Origin of the sequence: Pseudomonas medicaginis, from assembly GCF_965119365.1 — a bacterium.
In the GTDB taxonomy this organism is placed as follows: Bacteria; Pseudomonadota; Gammaproteobacteria; order Pseudomonadales; family Pseudomonadaceae; genus Aquipseudomonas.
In genome coordinates this window covers 4,298,324-4,315,142 of the sequence record NZ_OZ221631.1, presented here as the reverse complement: position 1 = coordinate 4,315,142, position 16,819 = coordinate 4,298,324, and the positions used below count along the sequence as shown (strand labels likewise).

Genomic DNA, 16,819 nt, shown 5'->3' with positions numbered 1-16,819 from the left:
AATCGAACATGACCTCAATGATTGAATACGTCGGTGCGAAATCCCTGACCGAGTTGTTGCAAGCCGCGGGTTATCGGGTCAACGAAACTGAGCAGAACGGCATCGTGCAACTGCTCAGTGCCAGCCAGGGCATCGGCTTTGCCGTGCGTTTCGGCAATCCGGCGGCGACGGCGGGCCAATACCTGGACTTCACCTTCAGCTGTGCCTTGCGGGTGCAGGGGCAATTGCCGGCCGGGTTGGCAGAACTGTGGAACGCTTCGCGACGTTTTGCCCGGCTGTCGCTGCAAGGCGAATTCCTGGTGATGGAAATGGACGTCGTGGTTGCGGCGGGCGTAAGTGCCGATCATCTGCGCAGCCATCTGGAGCTGTGGGACCGCTTGTTGCAGGAATTCATTGTCTATCTGCGTGAATACAGCCAGAGCGCGGCGCAGATGCAAACCCCGGTCGAGCCCGTCGAGGCGCTATCGGAGGAGGCCGTCGCATCGTGAAAAAACCGACCTTCGTGATCAGCGCCGCAGCGCTGGGCCTGATCGCCGTAGCGCTGGTGCTGGGCCTGCGGCCGGGCAGCGATCCTGTCGCCGCGGTACAGGCCGCCAGCGTTGTTTCGGCCGACTCGCCGAGTTTGGCCCGATTGGGCAACCAGCAGGTCAGCCCCGAAGAACTCAAGACCTTGCTGGCCGCACTGGCCCCCGAGGTTCGTCAGCAAATGCGTGGTAATCGGGCTGCGCTGGAGGGCTGGATCCGTGCCCGCCTGGCGGAAAAAGCCGTGTTGGAGCAGGCCGATGCCCAGGGTTGGCGCGAGCGGCCCGAGGTGGAGCGGCAGACGCGGGCGGCGGCTGAGCAGATTGTGTTTCGCGACTACTTGCAGTCGGTCAGCCAGGTGCCGGCCGGGTATCCCAGTGAAGAAGAACTGAAGCAGGCTTACGACGCCGGGAAAGCCAACTGGACCGCACCGGCGTTGTACCGCGTCAGCCAGATTTTCCTGGCCGCCACCGAGCCGCAAACCGTGGAGGCGGTGCGCCGGCAAGCGCTGGAACTGAGTAAAAAGGCCCAGGCGTCACCCGCCGAGTTCGGCGCCCTGGCCAGCCGTTTTTCCCAGGACCGTACCAGTGCCGAGCGCGGCGGCGACAGTGGCCTCCAGCCGTTGCAGCAACTGGTCCCGCCGGTGCGTGAGGCGGTGGCACGCCTGAAGGTCGGTGCGGTGTCGGACCCTGTGCAGAGCCCGGCGGGGTTCCATGTCATCAAGCTCACCGATCAACAGCCGGCCCGGGAAGCGACCCTGGACGAAGTCCGCGGACGTTTGACCCAGGCCCTTCGCTCCCAGCGCCAGGAACAGATCGCCAAGGCGTACCTGGACGGCATGCTCGACACGGCGACATTGAGCATCGATGGCGCGCAGTTGAGCAAGGTGCTGGAGGAGGGGCTTTAGGCCGGCCCACATATTCGTACAACCGACAGGGAGTCACCCATGACCTTCACCGAGCCCGCAGGACGCCAGGCTGTCACGGCATACCGCACGCCGTTGCGTGTCCCCGATCCCTGGCTGACATTGGCCGGAGGTATTGAACCGCAGGTGGCGCAGTGTTTCCTGGTCAGTGCCCGTTGCGGCTGCTTCATGCAAGCGGCCCGTAGCCTCAACGTCAAGGCAACCTGGCTGCGCAAGCAGTTAGCGCAGTTGGAGACGCGGCTGCAACGCTCGTTGTTCAGCTTCCAGGGTAGCGCCTTGACCCTCACTCGCGAAGGCCGGCAATTGCAGGCGCGATTGATCACTCTGGCCCACGAAAGCGCGCCGCCGCTGAACGATCAACCCATGATTCGCCTCGCCGTGGCCGAGTCGATTCTGCATGACATCCTGGGACGCGACCTGATCTCGTTGCTACGGCGCAATGCCAGCGTGCGACTGCAGATCATTACCCTGGACAGTGACTTGGCGCTGCAAGCCGTCAGCGCCGACCTGGTGCTCTGGTTGAGTGATGCCCAGGCGTCGGTGCCAGGGCCGAGCTTCGCTACGTTGCCTGCGGATCGACTGGCGCGGCTGGACTATGTGCCGCACATCGCTAAGCGCTACTCCCGACCGGCCACGCGCCCGGATTGCCTGGACGATCTGAACGACTACATGCTGGTGCAATGGCAGGCGGATCGCCACGTGGATGGCTTCGCCCCGTGGAACGCCCTGATAGAACAGCGCCGGGCCGGTGTGGTGCAGGTGCAATCCTACGAATTGATGCTGGAAATGATTCGCTGCAGCGCCTGCATCGGCCTGTTGCCGCAGTACATGAGCCGTTTCGACCGAGGCCTGGTGGCATTGCCGCAAGTGTTCGGCCTATCGATGCAGCGGCACTTGTGGATGGCCGTCAATGTCCAGGCCGAAGGTTCGCCAGAGGTGCAGATGCTTCGAGAGCTGATCCATCACACGCTGGATGAGCGCCGGGATTGGTTCCAGGCATAACCGAAAAAGGAATATCCCCCCTGTGGGAGCGAGCTTGCTCGCGATAGCGGCGTCCAACTGAACCTCCGCTCCTACAGGTTCCCCATAGCGCCTGGCGCAGCTTATAGTGATCGGCCTTGCCACGTCTCCAGGGAGGAGCCGCATGTCCGAATCATCGATCACCCTCGTACGCTTCACTGAAGCCCACATCGCCGGTGTCACCGCGCTCTACAACGATCCGGCGGTGACTCGCCAGGTGCTGCAGATGCCTTTCCAGTCCACCGAAGTCTGGCGCAAGCGCCTGGCAATGGACGACGAGCGTTTATTGAAACTGGTGGCCCTGCACGAGGGTGAGGTCATCGGCAACCTGGGGTTGGAGCAGTTTTCCCGGGTGCGTCGTGCCCATTGCGGCAGCCTCGGCATGGGCGTGGCTGTCGCCTGGCAGGGCAAGGGGGTGGGCTCGATGTTGCTGGCCGCCGCGTTGGATGTCGCGGACAACTGGATGAACCTGCGGCGGGTCGAGTTGACGGTGTACGCCGACAACGAAGCGGCCATCGGGCTGTACCGCAAGTTTGGCTTCGAAACCGAAGGCCTGATGCGCGACTACGCCGTGCGTGACGGCCGTTGGGTGGACACCCTCGCCATGGCGCGGTTGCGCTGAAGGGGTTGCTGCGAAGGCCAATCGGTCTTATATGCGTCGGCGTCTTGAACCTGTCATTTGTTCTTTCCAGGGCGGGCAAAAACCTGTCCATTGGCTATACCTGTAGTTCCGGCCCCGCCTTGTGTGGCTTACAGGAGTGACAGCATGAAGTTTTCATCAATGATCGGCTTTGTTTGCATGGCATCGATCGCCTTGGCGGGTTGTTCGAGCAAAGTCACCCAGCCGGATGAGTATTCCGGGTTCCTGGGCGATTACAGCCGCCTCAAGGAGGAGAAGTCGCCGTCGGGGGCTGAGGTCATGCGTTGGGTCGATCCGAAGATTGACCTGGACAAGTACACCCGTCTTTATATCGAGCCGACGCAGCTTTATCCCAAGCCGCAGCCGACCGTGAAGATTCCCCAGGCCACGCTGTCGGGCATCACCGCGTACTACGATCAGGCCCTCAAGCGGGAGGCGGGGAAGTCCTTGCCTCTGGCGACCGCTCCAGGGCCGGGGGTCCTGGTGATACGGGCGGCGATTACTGCCGTCAGCAGCAAGACCGAAGGCTTGAAACCTTATGAGGTGGTCCCGATTGCGCTGGTGGCAGCGGCTGTCAGCACCGCCAGCGGTATTCGCGACCAGGAAACCACCCTGGGCACCGAAGCGGTTTTTCTCGACGGCGGCAACAACGCGGTGGTCGCCCAGGTCGTGCGCAAGGGCACCGGCAAGCCTCTGTCCAACGAGTCCCAGGTCATGAAGCCCGATGACGTCAAAGGGGTCATCGATGGCTGGGCGTCGGACCTGCACCAGTCGTTCCTGCAGCTCAAGGCCAAATAACCACCGCCGTCGCTTTGAAGGTGGGGGCGGCGTCGTGTCTTTTTATGTCCGGGCATAGGTCGCGCGAGCATTTCGTGGTTAACTCCGGCCTCACCATTTTCAAACCTGTCAGAAGGAATCCGTTCATGGCTCAAGTCACCCTCAAAGGCAACCCGGTCCAAGTCAACGGCCAGTTGCCACAAGCCGGTTCCAAGGCGCCAGCCTTTTCCCTGGTTGCCGGCAATCTGTCGGACGTTTCCCTGAAGGACTTCGCCGGCAAGCGCAAAGTGCTGAACATTTTCCCAAGTGTCGACACGCCGACCTGCGCCACCTCCGTGCGCAAGTTCAATGCCCAGGCCAACGAGCTGAACAACACGGTGGTGCTGTGCATCTCCGCCGACCTGCCATTTGCCCAAGCGCGTTTCTGCGGTGCCGAAGGCCTGGAAAACGTCCAGAATCTGTCCACCCTGCGCGGTGCCGAATTCATCCAGGACTACGGCGTGGCCATTGCCGACGGCCCTCTGAAAGGCCTGACCGCCCGTGCCGTGGTGGTGTTGGACGAAAACGACACCGTGCTGCACAGCGAACTGGTCAAGGAAATCGCAGAGGAGCCGAATTACGACGCGGCCCTGGCTGTCCTGAAATAAATGGCATGAAATAAAGTATTTATTACAATTGTTAACGGCCTGGCCTTGCCCAGGCCGTTTTCTTTTGTGCTTCAAGGCTTTAGCCGACTGTTCGAAAGGTAAGCCCAACGTAAATTGCCGGTAAAGGCGCTTTGCTAAATACCCGCCAGTGCTTATCGTTCAGCCTCCCGTAAAAGAAGTCCACGCGCCCAATGGTTGATCATTCCATGCAATCTCCTGTTTCCCGCAATCCCCGTCGCTGGCTGTTCGGCCTGTTCGTTCTTTTGGTTGTCGCGGTGCTGGCCTGGAAGTTCTGGCCCAGTGGCTCGGCCCAGAAGCCGGGGGCCGGAGACAAGGCCGCGGCGGGGCACATGGGGCGCTCCGGTAGCATGCGCCCAGGGTTCGGCGGGGCGACGGGGCCGATTCCGGTGCGGGTGGCGCCAGCGGTGACCGGGGATTTCCCGCTCTACTTCAAGGCACTGGGCACGGTCACGGCGCTCAACACCATCAACGTGCGCAGCCGCGTGGGTGGCGAGTTGGTCAAGATCGCTTTCGAAGAGGGGCAAATGGTCAAGGCCGGGGACTTGCTGGCCGAGATCGATCCACGTCCGTACCAGAACGCCTTGCTCCAGGCCGAAGGCACGCTGTTGCAGAACCAGGCCCAACTGAAAAATGCCCAGGTAGACCTCGAGCGCTACCGCGGCTTGTACGCCGAAGACAGTATTGCCAAGCAGACCCTCGACACCGCCGCGGCGCTGGTGGGCCAGTACCAAGGTACGGTCAAGACCAATCAGGCGGCGGTCAACGACGCCAAGCTCAACCTGGAATTCACCAAGATCCGCGCGCCGATTACCGGCCGCGTAGGCTTGCGGCAACTGGACATCGGCAACCTGGTGGCGGCCAACGACACAACAGCCCTGGCGGTCATCACCCAGACCCAACCCATCAGTGTCGTGTTCACCTTGCCGGAAAACAACCTCGACACCGTGCTTGCCCGTTACCGCAGCGGGGCGAAACTGCCCGTCGAAGCCTGGGACCGCGGCGACGTGAAGCGCCAGGCCAGCGGCGTGTTGCAAAGCCTGGACAACCAGATCGATGTCACCACCGGCACCCTGAAGTTCAAGGCCCGCTATGAGAACCGCGATCAGTCGCTGTTCCCCAACCAATTCGTCAACGTCCACCTGCTGGCCGACACCCTTGAGGGCGTGGTCCTGGCACCGACGGCGGCCATCCAGTTCGGCACCAATGGCACCTTCGTCTACGCCCTGGACGGCGACAAGAAGGTCACCATCAAGAAGCTGAAGATCGGTGCCAGCGACGGCACGAACACCGTGGTCACCGAAGGCCTGGCCGCTGGCGACCGGGTGGTGCTCGAGGGCACCGATCGCTTGAAGGAAGGCAGTGAAGTGGAAGTGGTCAATGACAGCCAGGACGTACCCACCACGCCGACCGAGCACCTGCAGGGCAAGACCGCGGCAGCGCCGACTGAGCCGGCCTCGGCCGACAAGGCGAACAAGGACGGCGCATGAATATTTCGCGGCTGTTCATCCTCCGTCCGGTCGCCACCACCCTGAGCATGCTGGCGATCATCCTGGCCGGCCTGATCGCCTATCGGCTGCTGCCGGTGTCGGCATTGCCCCAGGTCGATTACCCGACCATCCGTGTGATGACCCTGTACCCGGGCGCCAGCCCCGATGTAATGACCAGCGCGGTGACCGCACCGCTGGAGCGCCAGTTCGGGCAGATGCCGGGCCTGACGCAGATGGCCTCCACCAGTTCCGGCGGCGCGTCAGTGATTACCCTGCGCTTCAACCTGGACATCAACATGGATGTCGCCGAGCAGCAGGTGCAGGCCGCGATCAATGCGGCCACCAACCTGCTGCCCACGGACCTGCCGGCGCCGCCGGTGTACAACAAGGTCAACCCGGCCGACACCCCGGTACTGACCCTGGCCATTACCTCCAAGACCATGCTGTTGCCCAAGCTCAATGACTTGGTGGACACCCGCATGGCCCAGAAAATCGCCCAGATCAGCGGCGTCGGCATGGTCACCATTGCCGGTGGACAGCGCCAGGCCGTGCGAATCAAGGTCAATCCCGAGGCCCTGGCGGCCAACGGCCTGAACCTGGCGGATGTGCGGACGCTGATTGGTGCCTCCAACGTCAACCAGCCCAAGGGCAATTTCGACGGCCCGACCCGGGTCTCGATGCTCGACGCCAACGACCAGTTGACCTCCCCCAAGGACTACGCGGAACTGATCCTGGCCTACGCCAACGGCGCGCCGTTGCGGCTCAAGGACGTGGCACAGATCGTCGACGGTGCCGAAAACGAACGCCTTGCCGCCTGGGCCAACGAAAACCAGGCCGTGCTGCTGAACATCCAGCGCCAGCCGGGGGCCAATGTCATCGAGGTGGTGGACCGGATCAAGGCCCTGCTGCCGAGCATCACCGACAACCTGCCGGCCGGCCTGGACGTCACCGTGCTGACCGACCGCACCCAGACCATCCGGGCCTCGGTCACCGACGTGCAGCATGAATTGCTGATCGCCATCGCCCTGGTGGTCATGGTGACGTTCCTGTTCCTGCGTCGGGTCAGTGCCACGATCATTCCGTCGGTGGCCGTGCCGCTGTCCTTGATCGGCACCTTTGGCGTGATGTACCTGGCCGGTTTCTCCATCAACAACCTGACCCTGATGGCCTTGACCATCGCCACCGGTTTCGTGGTGGACGATGCCATTGTCATGCTGGAGAACATCGCCCGCTTCATCGAGGAGGGCGACAGCCCTATGCAGGCTGCGCTCAAGGGCGCGAAGCAGATAGGCTTCACGCTGATTTCCCTGACGCTGTCGTTGATCGCCGTGTTGATCCCGCTGTTGTTCATGGCCGACGTGGTCGGACGTCTGTTCCGCGAGTTCGCCATCACCCTGGCGGTGGCGATCCTGATTTCCCTCGTGGTGTCCCTGACGCTGACGCCGATGATGTGTGCCCGTCTTCTCAAGCGCGAACCCAAGGAGCATGAGCAAGGTCGTTTCTACCGCGCCAGCGGCGCTTTGATCGACTGGTGGATCGCGGCCTACGGACGCAGGTTGCAATGGGTCCTCAAGCATCAGCCGCTGACGTTGCTGGTGGCGGTGGGCAGCCTGGTGCTGACGGTGGTGCTGTACCTGGCCGTGCCCAAGGGCTTTTTCCCGGTGCAGGACACCGGGGTGATCCAGGGCATTTCCGAAGCGCCGCAATCGATCTCCTTTGCCGCCATGAGCGAGCGCCAGCAGCAACTGGCCAAGGTGATCCTCGCCGATCCGGCGGTGCAGAGCCTGTCGTCCTACATTGGCGTGGACGGCGACAACGCCACGCTCAACAGCGGGCGCCTGCTGATCAACCTCAAGCCCCACAACGAACGGGATGAAAGCGCCACCCAGATCATTGCCCGCTTGCAGCCACAGTTGGACAGGCTGGTGGGCATTCGCCTGTTCATGCAACCGGTGCAGGACCTGACCATCGAAGACCGGGTCAGCCGCACCCAATACCAGTTCAGCCTGTCATCACCGGACGCCGAATTGCTCAGCCTGTGGAGCGCTCGCCTGGTCGAGGCCCTGGGCCGTCAGCCGGAGCTCACCGACGTGGCCAGTGACCTGCAGGACAAGGGTTTGCAGGTCTACCTGGTGATCGACCGCGATGCGGCTTCACGCCTGGGCGTCTCGGTGTCTAACATCACCGATGCGCTCTATGACGCCTTCGGCCAGCGGCAGATTTCGACCATCTACACCCAGGCCAGCCAGTACCGCGTGGTGCTGCAAGCCCAGGCCGGGGAACGGATCGGTCCGCAGGCCCTGGACCAGGTCCACGTCAAGACCACCGATGGCGGGCAGGTGCGCTTGTCGAGCCTGGCCCGGGTCGAGGAGCGCCAGGCGCAACTGGCGATAGCCCACATCGGCCAGTTTCCAGCGGTGATGATGTCGTTCAACCTCGCGCCGGGCGTGGCCCTGGGGCATGCGGTGGAGGTGATCGAAAAGGTCCAGCGGGACATCGGCGTGCCAGTGGGCGTGCAGACCGAGTTCCAGGGCGCGGCCCAGGCGTTCCAGGCGTCGTTGTCGAGTACCTTGCTGCTGATCCTGGCGGCGGTGGTGACGATGTACATCGTCCTGGGCGTGCTGTACGAGAGCTACATCCACCCGATCACGATCCTTTCCACCTTGCCCTCCGCGGCCATCGGCGCCTTGCTGGCGTTGATCCTCAGCGGCAATGACCTGGGCATGATCGCGATCATCGGCATCATCCTGCTGATCGGTATCGTCAAGAAGAACGCGATCATGATGATCGACTTCGCCCTCGATGCCGAACGCAACCAGGGCATGGACCCGCAGACGGCGATCTACCAGGCGGCATTGTTGCGCTTCCGCCCGATCCTGATGACGACCCTGGCGGCGTTGTTCGGCGCCATACCGCTGATGTTCGCCACCGGTTCCGGCGCCGAACTGCGCCAGCCCCTGGGCTTGGTGATGGTGGGCGGGCTGTTGGTGAGCCAGGTCCTGACGCTGTTCACCACGCCGGTGATCTACCTGTACTTCGACCGACTGGGGCGCCGGTTCGCCAGGCCAGAAGGGAAAGAGGTGCGGGCATGAAAGGCTGCAAGCCAGATGCCCACATGAGGCAGGGGCAGGGAGGCTTTTTGTGGCGAGGGGATTTACCCCCGCTTGTGCACGCAGCGCTCACAAAACAGTCTGCTGCGCAGCCTGACGGGGATAAATCCCCTCGCCACAAAAGCAGTGCCCGGTCGTTGCCCGCGGGTCGGAGCATCCAGCCATGAACCTCTCCGGCCCCTTCATCCGCCGTCCGGTGGCGACCATGCTCCTGAGCTTCGCCATCATGTTGCTTGGTGGCGTGAGCTTCGGCCTGTTGCCGGTTTCGCCGCTGCCGCAGATGGATTTTCCGGTGATTGTTGTCCAGGCCAGCCTGCCGGGAGCCAGCCCGGAAGTGATGGCCTCAACGGTGGCAACGCCCCTGGAGCGTTCCTTCGGCGCCATCGCCGGGGTCAATACCATGAGCAGCCGTTCCAGCCAGGGTTCCACCCGCGTCATCCTGCAATTCGACCTGGACCGCGATATCAACGGCGCGGCCCGGGAAGTGCAGGCGGCCATCAATGCCTCGCGCAACCTGTTGCCCAGCGGCATGCGCAGCATGCCCACCTACAAGAAGGTCAACCCGTCCCAGGCGCCGATCATGGTGCTGTCGTTGACCTCGGATGTGTTGGAAAAAGGCCAGCTCTACGACCTGGCGTCCACCATCCTGTCCCAGAGCCTGTCCCAGGTGTCGGGTGTCGGCGAAGTACAGATCGGCGGCAGCTCGTTGCCGGCGGTGCGCATCGAACTGGAGCCCCAGTTGCTCAATCAGTACGGCGTGGCCCTGGACGACGTGCGTACTGCCATCGCCAATAGCAACGTACGGCGACCCAAGGGGTCGGTGGAGGACGACCGGCGCATGTGGCAGGTCCAGGCTAATGACCAGTTGGAAAAGGCCAAGGACTACGAAACGCTGATCATCCGCTACCAGGACGGCTCGGTGCTGCGGCTCAAGGACGTGGCGAAAGTCACCGATAGCGTCGAGGACCGCTACAACAGCGGTTTTTTCAACAACGATGCCGCCGTGTTGCTGGTGATCAACCGCCAGGCCGGGGCCAACATCATCGAGACGGTCAACGAAATCAAGGCGCAACTGCCGGCGTTACAGGCCGTGCTGCCGGCCAGCGTCAAGCTGAACCTGGCGATGGACCGCTCGCCGGTGATCAAGGCCACCCTGCATGAAGCGGAAATGACCTTGCTGATCGCCGTGGCCCTGGTGGTGCTGGTGGTGTTCCTGTTCCTCGGCAACTTCCGCGCCTCGTTGATCCCGACGCTGGCGGTGCCGGTGTCGCTGGTGGGCACGTTCGCGGTGATGTACCTGTACGGCTTTTCCCTGAACAACCTGTCGCTCATGGCGTTGATCCTGGCGACCGGGTTGGTGGTGGACGACGCCATCGTGGTACTGGAAAACATTTCCCGGCACATCGACGAAGGCGTGCCACCGATGGAGGCGGCGTACCGGGGGGCCGAGGAGGTGGGTTTTACCCTGCTGTCGATGAACGTCTCGCTGGTGGCGGTGTTCCTGTCGATCCTGTTCATGGGCGGCATCATCGAAAGCCTGTTCCGTGAGTTCTCCATCACCCTGGCAGCATCCATCGTGGTTTCGCTGGTGGTCTCGCTGACGCTCACGCCAATGCTCTGCGCCCGCTGGCTCAAGCCCCACGTGCCAGGGCAGGAAAACCGCTTGCAACGCTGGAGCCTGCGGCTCAACGAGCGAATGGTGAGGGGTTACGCCCGCAGCCTGGACTGGGTGCTGCGCCATCGACGGCTGACCTTGCTGAGCCTGCTGGTGACCATCGGCGTGAACGTCGCGTTGTATGTGGTGGTGCCAAAGACCTTCATGCCACAGCAGGACACCGGCCAACTCATCGGTTTCGTGCGTGGCGACGACGGGCTGTCGTTCAATGTGATGCAGCCGAAAATGGAAATCTTCCGCCGTGCCGTGCTCAAGGACGAGGCGGTGCAAAGCGTCGCCGGTTTCATCGGCGGCAACAACGGCACCAACAACGCCTTCATGCTGGTGCGCCTCAAGCCGATCAAGGAACGGGGGATATCGGCGCAGAAAGTCATCGAGCGCCTGCGCAAGGAAATGCCCAAGGTCCCCGGTGGCCAATTGATGTTGATGGCCGACCAGGACCTGCAGTTCGGTGGCGGTCGCGAGCAGACCACCTCGCAGTATTCCTACATCCTGCAAAGCGCCGACCTGGCGTCGCTGCGCACCTGGTACCCCAAGGTCGTGGCGGCTTTCCGGGCCTTGCCGGAGCTGACCGCCATCGACGCCCGCGACGGTGGCGGGGCGCAGCAGGTGACGCTGGTGGTGGACCGCGACCAGGCCAAGCGGCTGGGCATCGACATGGACATGGTCACCGCCGTGCTGAACAACGCCTACAGCCAGCGGCAGATTTCCACCATCTATGACAGCCTCAACCAGTACCAGGTGGTGATGGAGGTCAATCCCAAGTATGCCCAGGACCCCAGTACCCTCGAACAGGTCCAGGTGATCACTGCCGATGGCGCGCGGGTGCCGCTGTCGGCCATTGCCCATTACGAGAACAGCCTGGAAGACGACCGGGTCAGTCATGAAGGTCAATTCGCTTCCGAGGGCATCTCCTTCGACATGGCCGAAGGCGTCACGGTGGAGCAGGGCACTGCGGCCATCGAGCGGGCGATTACCAAGCTCGGGATGCCCGAGGATGTCATCGCGAAAATGGCCGGCACCGCCGACGCGTTCGCCGCCACCCAGAAGAGCCAGCCCTTCATGATCCTCGGCGCGTTGCTGGCGGTGTACCTGGTGTTGGGTGTGCTGTATGAAAGTTACATTCATCCGCTGACCATCCTGTCGACGTTGCCATCGGCTGGGGTCGGCGCCTTGCTGTCGATCTACGCGCTGGGCAGCGAGTTCAGCCTGATCTCGCTGTTGGGGCTGTTCCTGCTCATCGGCGTGGTGAAGAAAAACGCCATCCTGATGATCGACCTGGCGCTGCAGCTGGAACGTGCCGGGCAGACGCCGCTGGAATCGATCCGCAATGCCTGCCTGTTGCGGTTGCGGCCGATCCTGATGACCACGCTGGCGGCGATCCTGGGTGCCTTGCCGCTGCTGCTAGGCACCGCCGAAGGTGCGGAGATGCGCCAACCGCTAGGCCTGACCATCATCGGTGGGTTGGTGTTCAGCCAGGTGCTGACGCTCTATACCACGCCGGTGGTTTACCTTTATCTCGACAAGCTTCGCCATCGCTTCAACCGCTGGCGTGGCGTGCGCACTGATGCTGCCCTGGAAACCCCGCTATGACCGAACGTTCGCCTTTCAATCTTGCCGCCACGCTGGCCACCGCCCGTGGCTCTCGGGTGCTGAGCCTGGCGCTGTGCGTGGCGATGCTGAGTGCCTGCGCCATCGGCCCGGATTACCAGCGTCCCGCGGCCGCCGCCCCGGTGCAATACAAGGAGGCCCAGGGCTGGCGCCAGGCCAACCCCAGCGACGCAATGGCCCGGGGCGCCTGGTGGGAGCTCTACGGCGATGCGCAACTCAATGGCCTGGTGGACCAGCTCAACGCGTCCAACCAGACCGTGGCCCAGGCCGAAGCCCAGTACCGCCAGGCGCGGGCGCTGGTACGCAATGCCCGGGGCGCCTTTTTCCCCACCGTGGACCTGACCGTTGGCAAGACCCGCTCCAGTCAGGGCACTGGTAGCAGCAGTTCGAGCCTGAGCAGTTCGTCCAGCGGCATTCGTGACACCTACAGCGCCCAGGCCGGTGTGAGTTGGGAGGCGGATGTGTGGGGCAAGTTACGCCGTACCCTGGAAGCCGACGAGGCCAGCGCACAAGCCAGTTTCGCCGACCTGGCGGCGATGCGCCTGAGCCAGCAATCGGAACTGGTGCAGAACTACTTGCAGTTGCGGGTCATCGACGAGCAGAAGCGTCTGTTGCAGACCACCGTCGACAACTATCAGCGCTCCCTGAAAATGACCGAAAACCAGTACCGGGCCGGGGTCTCCGGCAAGGACGCCGTGGCTCAGGCGCAGAACCAGCTCAAGACCACCCAGGGCGACCTGATCGACCTGATCTGGCAACGGGCCCAGTTCGAAAACGCCATCGCCGTGCTCATCGGCCTGCCGCCGGCCGAGTTCAACCTGGCCGAGACCCGGGACATCCCGTCGCTGCCGCAAATCCCGGTGGCGCTGCCGTCGCAACTGCTCGAGCGCCGGCCGGACATCGCCTCGGCCGAGCGCTCGGTGATGGCCGCCAACGCCAACATCGGCGTTGCCAAGGCCGCGTATTACCCGGACTTGACCCTGAGCCTCAGCGGCGGTTACAGCAGCAGTACCTACGACAACTGGGTGAGCGTGCCGAACCGCTTCTGGTCAGTGGGGCCCCAACTGGCGATGACGCTGTTCGATGGCGGCCAGCGTTCAGCGGAAGTCGACCGTACCGTCGCGGCGTACGACCAGACCGTCGCCACCTATCGCCAGACCGTGCTTGACGGCTTGCGCGAGGTGGAAAACTACATGATCCAGCTCAAGGTCCTGGAAGACGAAGCCCGCGTGCGCCAGGAAGCCCTGGACGCTGCCCGGGAATCCCTGCGCCTGACGCAGAACCAGTACAAGGCCGGGTTGATTGCCTACCTCGATGTGGTCACCGTCCAGGCCACGGCGCTGAGCAACGAACGCACCGTGCTGAGCCTGCAGCAGAGTCGGTTGATTGCCAGCGTGCAGTTGATCGCCGCGCTGGGTGGCGGCTGGGATGGGCAGCTAAAGACGGATGAATAGGCCCAAACGAAGCAGCTCCTGTGGCGAGGGGATTTATCCCCGCTGGGGCGCGAAGCGTCCCTTCTTGCATCCGTCCTGACATACCGCAATGGTAGATAGTAAGGGCTGCTGCGCAGCCCAGCGGGGATAAATCCCCTCGCCACAGGGGGGGGGTGGGCCGGGGCAGGGTGGCATCTTTGTTTGGTCGACAGCCAGGTCCCGCTTTTGGCCGATGCACTGCCTACGTCCCGTCGCGCTGGCTTGTTATAGTTCAAGCCTCTTTTCAGCCGGTAAAGGATCACTGCCATGTCGCAATACCAAGCGTTCAACGTCGAACTCGCCGACAACATCGCCCATGTGCAGATCAATCGCCCGGAAAAAATCAACGCGATGAACGCCGCGTTCTGGAGCGAGATCATCGAGATCTTCCAATGGGTCGACGACACCGATGCCGCACGGGTGGTGGTGCTGAGCGGCGCCGGCAAGCATTTCTCCTCGGGGATAGACCTGATGATGCTGGCGGGCGTGGCCAACGAACTGGGCAAGGACGTGGGGCGCAATGCACGCCTGCTGCGGCGCAAGATCCTGCAACTGCAAGCCTCGTTCAACGCCGTGGACAACTGCCGCAAACCCGTGCTCGCCGCGATCCAGGGCTACTGTCTGGGCGGGGCCATCGACCTGATTGCCGCCTGCGACATGCGTTATGCCACCGAGGACGCCCAGTTCTCCATCAAGGAAATCGATATCGGCATGGCCGCCGATGTTGGCACATTGCAACGCTTGCCCCGGATCATCGGGGACGGCATGCTGCGTGAACTCGCTTATACGGGGCGCAATTTTGGTGCCGAGGAGGCGCGCAGCATCGGCCTGGTCAATCGTGTCTACAGCGACACCACCAGCCTGCTCGACGGCGTGATGGGCATTGCCCGGGAAATCGCCGCCAAGTCGCCGATTGCCGTGACCGGCACCAAGGCAATGATCAGCTACATGCGCGACCACCGCATCGACGACGGCCTGGAATACGTCGCTACCTGGAACGCCGCCATGCTGCAATCAACCGACCTGCGCGTGGCCATGGCCGCCCATATGAGCAAACAGAAACCCGAATTTCTGGATTGACTGACCATGATTTCACGCTGGACCACCGCAGTACTCGACACTGACGTTCCTGGCGGCTGGGCCGTGGCCCGTAGCCCTGAAGGCTTTCTGTTCGATGACAACGGCGCGTTGTTCCCCCGCGACTGGCTCAAGCGCCAGGACCTGGCGATCCTCGCCGAACACGGCATCGGCCACCTGGATGGCGAGCCGGTCTACCTGTTGGAATTGCACAGTCCAGTGGACATCCCCGGCTGCAACTGGAAAGGCTTGCGGGCGTTCATGCTTGAGGACGATCACACGCTTTACAAGGTGTTGGGCTACGCGGCGCAGATCGGCACCTGGGCCCGGGAGCATCGTTTCTGTGGCAGTTGCGGCAAGCGCATGGGCCAGATTCCGTTGGAGCGGGCCATGTATTGCGATGCCTGCGACCTGCGCCACTATCCACGGATCTCACCGAGCATGATTGTGTTGATCACCCGCGGGGACGAAGTTCTGCTGGCCCGGTCGCCGCGTTTCGTCACGGGCGTCTACAGCACCCTGGCGGGGTTTGCCGAGCCCGGCGAGTCGGCCGAGGATTGCCTGGTGCGCGAGGTTCGCGAGGAAGTCAGCATCGAGGTGAAGAACATCCAGTACATGGGCAGCCAGTGCTGGCCGTTCCCCCATTCGATGATGCTCGGTTTTCACGCCGAATATGCAGGGGGTGACATCGTGCCCCAGGAGGATGAAATCGAGGACGCCCAATGGTTCAACGTCCACGACCTGCCACCGTTGCCGGCCTCGCGCTCGATCGCTCGCTACCTGATCGACCTGTATGTGGCGCGGCGCCTAGGCCGCGCTGAACCAGTGCTGCCAGGCTAGGCGCACGGTCAAGCCTAGCACCACGGTGATGAACACCGGTCGGATGAACTTCGCACCGCCGCTGATGGCGGTGCGAGCGCCGAAGAACGCGCCAACCATCACCGACAGGCCCATGCTCAGGCCGATGACCCAGTCCACCTGTCCGGAAAAGATGAACACCGACAGCGCCGCGATGTTACTGACAAAATTCATGCTGCGGGCCACGCCACTGGCCTTGACCAGGTCGATGGGGTAGAGCAGCAGGCTGCTGACCGTCCAGAACGCACCGGTGCCCGGCCCGGCCACGCCGTCATAGAAGCCCAGGCTGAAACCCTGGGGCGACTGCCATGTCTTCTTGATTGGCGCGTCACTGTCCAGCGGCGCCTTGGGCGTGCCGCCGAACAACAGGTACAGGCCGCAGGCGAAGACGATCACCGGCAGCATCTTGTTCAGCCACTCGGCGGGCAAGTAATGGGCGACGATGGCGCCGGTCAGGGCCCCGACCAGGGTGCCGACGAGGGCATGAGTCCACTGCCTTGGGTGGAACAGCTTGCGCTTGTAGAAAGTGAAGCTGGCTGTCGCCGAGCCAAAGGTCGAGCTGAGTTTGTTGGTCCCCAGGACCAAGTGGGGCGGCAAACCCGCAGTCAGCAGTGCCGGCGTGGTCAGCAGCCCACCGCCACCGGCAATGGCATCGATGAAACCGGCAATAAAAGCGACAACGGCAAGGATAGCGAGGGTAGTGAGGTCAACGCTGAGTTCAAAAGGCATGGAATGGGCTTATTTGGCAGGTCGCGGAAGGGCGGCGGGAAAGGCCGGTATGTTACCCATAATGGTGCAGGGCTGCGACAGCCTCTAAGCGCTGTGGATATATCCCATGGCCCCCTGCATGCCAGGGGGGAGGGAAAGCTGACCGTTAGGCGATTTTTTTTTGAAATCAAGGGGTTGTCAGCCTAGGCAAATGAGTACATAATTGCGCCCATCGAACGCACTGGGACGTAAAAAATCTCAATGTTTTC

Annotated in this window: 13 protein-coding genes; 12 read left to right on the top strand and 1 reads right to left on the bottom strand. The window is 62.8% G+C overall.

What is annotated here, in order from left to right; translation table 11 throughout:
• The first annotated feature begins 8 nt into the window (after window positions 1–8).
• The 12 genes from ACMTA2_RS19050 (at window position 9) to nudC (ending at window position 15,824) form a co-directional block, all read left to right on the top strand.
• Window positions 9–488 (top strand): YbjN domain-containing protein, encoded by a 480-nt coding sequence (locus ACMTA2_RS19050; RefSeq protein ID WP_413791260.1) that lies wholly within the window; start codon window positions 9–11, stop codon window positions 486–488.
• The gene (locus ACMTA2_RS19045; protein WP_413791259.1) at window positions 485–1,429 is read left to right on the top strand and encodes a peptidylprolyl isomerase; all 945 of its coding nucleotides are present in this window, start codon (window positions 485–487) and stop codon (window positions 1,427–1,429) included. The genes ACMTA2_RS19050 and ACMTA2_RS19045 overlap by 4 nt, the downstream gene beginning before the upstream one ends.
• Before the next feature lie 39 nt (window positions 1,430–1,468).
• Window positions 1,469–2,449, top strand: coding sequence for a LysR substrate-binding domain-containing protein (locus ACMTA2_RS19040; RefSeq protein ID WP_413791258.1), 981 nt, complete (start codon window positions 1,469–1,471; stop codon window positions 2,447–2,449).
• Window positions 2,450–2,591: 142 nt separating this feature from the next.
• Entirely contained in the window at window positions 2,592–3,089 is a 498-nt protein-coding gene (locus ACMTA2_RS19035) for a GNAT family N-acetyltransferase (protein WP_413791257.1), read from the top strand.
• 144 nt (window positions 3,090–3,233) lie between these two features.
• A complete protein-coding gene (locus tag ACMTA2_RS19030) occupies window positions 3,234–3,905 on the top strand; it encodes a DUF3313 domain-containing protein (protein ID WP_413791256.1) in 672 nt (223 codons plus the stop codon).
• 125 nt (window positions 3,906–4,030) lie between these two features.
• Window positions 4,031–4,531: a thiol peroxidase gene (gene tpx / locus ACMTA2_RS19025; RefSeq protein ID WP_018602018.1), complete on the top strand. Its 501-nt coding sequence runs from the start codon at window positions 4,031–4,033 to the stop codon at window positions 4,529–4,531.
• 191 nt (window positions 4,532–4,722) lie between these two features.
• Window positions 4,723–6,039 carry an MdtA/MuxA family multidrug efflux RND transporter periplasmic adaptor subunit gene (locus tag ACMTA2_RS19020; protein ID WP_413791255.1) on the top strand — a complete coding sequence of 439 codons (1,317 nt, stop codon included), beginning with the start codon at window positions 4,723–4,725 and terminating at the stop codon, window positions 6,037–6,039.
• Window positions 6,036–9,131, top strand: coding sequence for an MdtB/MuxB family multidrug efflux RND transporter permease subunit (locus ACMTA2_RS19015; RefSeq protein ID WP_413791254.1), 3,096 nt, complete (start codon window positions 6,036–6,038; stop codon window positions 9,129–9,131). Before ACMTA2_RS19020 ends, ACMTA2_RS19015 begins: the two co-directional genes overlap by 4 nt.
• Before the next feature lie 181 nt (window positions 9,132–9,312).
• A complete protein-coding gene (locus ACMTA2_RS19010; protein WP_413791253.1) occupies window positions 9,313–12,417 on the top strand; it encodes an efflux RND transporter permease subunit in 3,105 nt (1,034 codons plus the stop codon).
• Window positions 12,414–13,889 carry an efflux transporter outer membrane subunit gene (locus ACMTA2_RS19005; RefSeq protein ID WP_413791252.1) on the top strand — a complete coding sequence of 492 codons (1,476 nt, stop codon included), beginning with the start codon at window positions 12,414–12,416 and terminating at the stop codon, window positions 13,887–13,889. The genes ACMTA2_RS19010 and ACMTA2_RS19005 overlap by 4 nt, the downstream gene beginning before the upstream one ends.
• A 285-nt stretch (window positions 13,890–14,174) precedes the next feature.
• On the top strand, window positions 14,175–14,987 hold the full coding sequence (locus ACMTA2_RS19000; RefSeq protein ID WP_413791251.1) for a crotonase/enoyl-CoA hydratase family protein: 813 nt from the start codon (window positions 14,175–14,177) through the stop codon (window positions 14,985–14,987).
• Window positions 14,988–14,993: 6 nt separating this feature from the next.
• Window positions 14,994–15,824, top strand: a complete 831-nt coding sequence (gene nudC, locus ACMTA2_RS18995) for an NAD(+) diphosphatase (protein WP_413791250.1) — start codon at window positions 14,994–14,996, stop codon at window positions 15,822–15,824.
• Here the strand turns inward: nudC and ACMTA2_RS18990 are convergent.
• On the bottom strand, window positions 15,792–16,571 hold the full coding sequence (locus tag ACMTA2_RS18990) for a TSUP family transporter (RefSeq protein WP_413791249.1): 780 nt from the start codon (window positions 16,569–16,571) through the stop codon (window positions 15,792–15,794). The two genes, nudC and ACMTA2_RS18990, sit on opposite strands and share 33 nt — an antisense overlap.
• Window positions 16,572–16,819 lie beyond the last annotated feature (248 nt).

Bases quoted from the DNA above. Each gene is read 5' to 3' on its own strand.
- ACMTA2_RS19050 (WP_413791260.1), top strand. From the start codon at position 9: ATGACCTCAATGATTGAATACGTCGGTGCGAAATCCCTGACCGAGTTG.
- ACMTA2_RS19040 (WP_413791258.1), top strand. From the start codon at position 1,469: ATGACCTTCACCGAGCCCGCAGGACGCCAGGCTGTCACGGCATACCGC.
- ACMTA2_RS19035 (WP_413791257.1), top strand. From the start codon at position 2,592: ATGTCCGAATCATCGATCACCCTCGTACGCTTCACTGAAGCCCACATC.
- ACMTA2_RS19030 (WP_413791256.1), top strand. From the start codon at position 3,234: ATGAAGTTTTCATCAATGATCGGCTTTGTTTGCATGGCATCGATCGCC.
- tpx (WP_018602018.1), top strand. From the start codon at position 4,031: ATGGCTCAAGTCACCCTCAAAGGCAACCCGGTCCAAGTCAACGGCCAG.
- ACMTA2_RS19020 (WP_413791255.1), top strand. From the start codon at position 4,723: ATGGTTGATCATTCCATGCAATCTCCTGTTTCCCGCAATCCCCGTCGC.
- ACMTA2_RS19015 (WP_413791254.1), top strand. From the start codon at position 6,036: ATGAATATTTCGCGGCTGTTCATCCTCCGTCCGGTCGCCACCACCCTG.
- ACMTA2_RS19010 (WP_413791253.1), top strand. From the start codon at position 9,313: ATGAACCTCTCCGGCCCCTTCATCCGCCGTCCGGTGGCGACCATGCTC.
- ACMTA2_RS19005 (WP_413791252.1), top strand. From the start codon at position 12,414: ATGACCGAACGTTCGCCTTTCAATCTTGCCGCCACGCTGGCCACCGCC.
- ACMTA2_RS19000 (WP_413791251.1), top strand. From the start codon at position 14,175: ATGTCGCAATACCAAGCGTTCAACGTCGAACTCGCCGACAACATCGCC.
- nudC (WP_413791250.1), top strand. From the start codon at position 14,994: ATGATTTCACGCTGGACCACCGCAGTACTCGACACTGACGTTCCTGGC.
- ACMTA2_RS18990 (WP_413791249.1), bottom strand. From the start codon at position 16,571: ATGCCTTTTGAACTCAGCGTTGACCTCACTACCCTCGCTATCCTTGCC.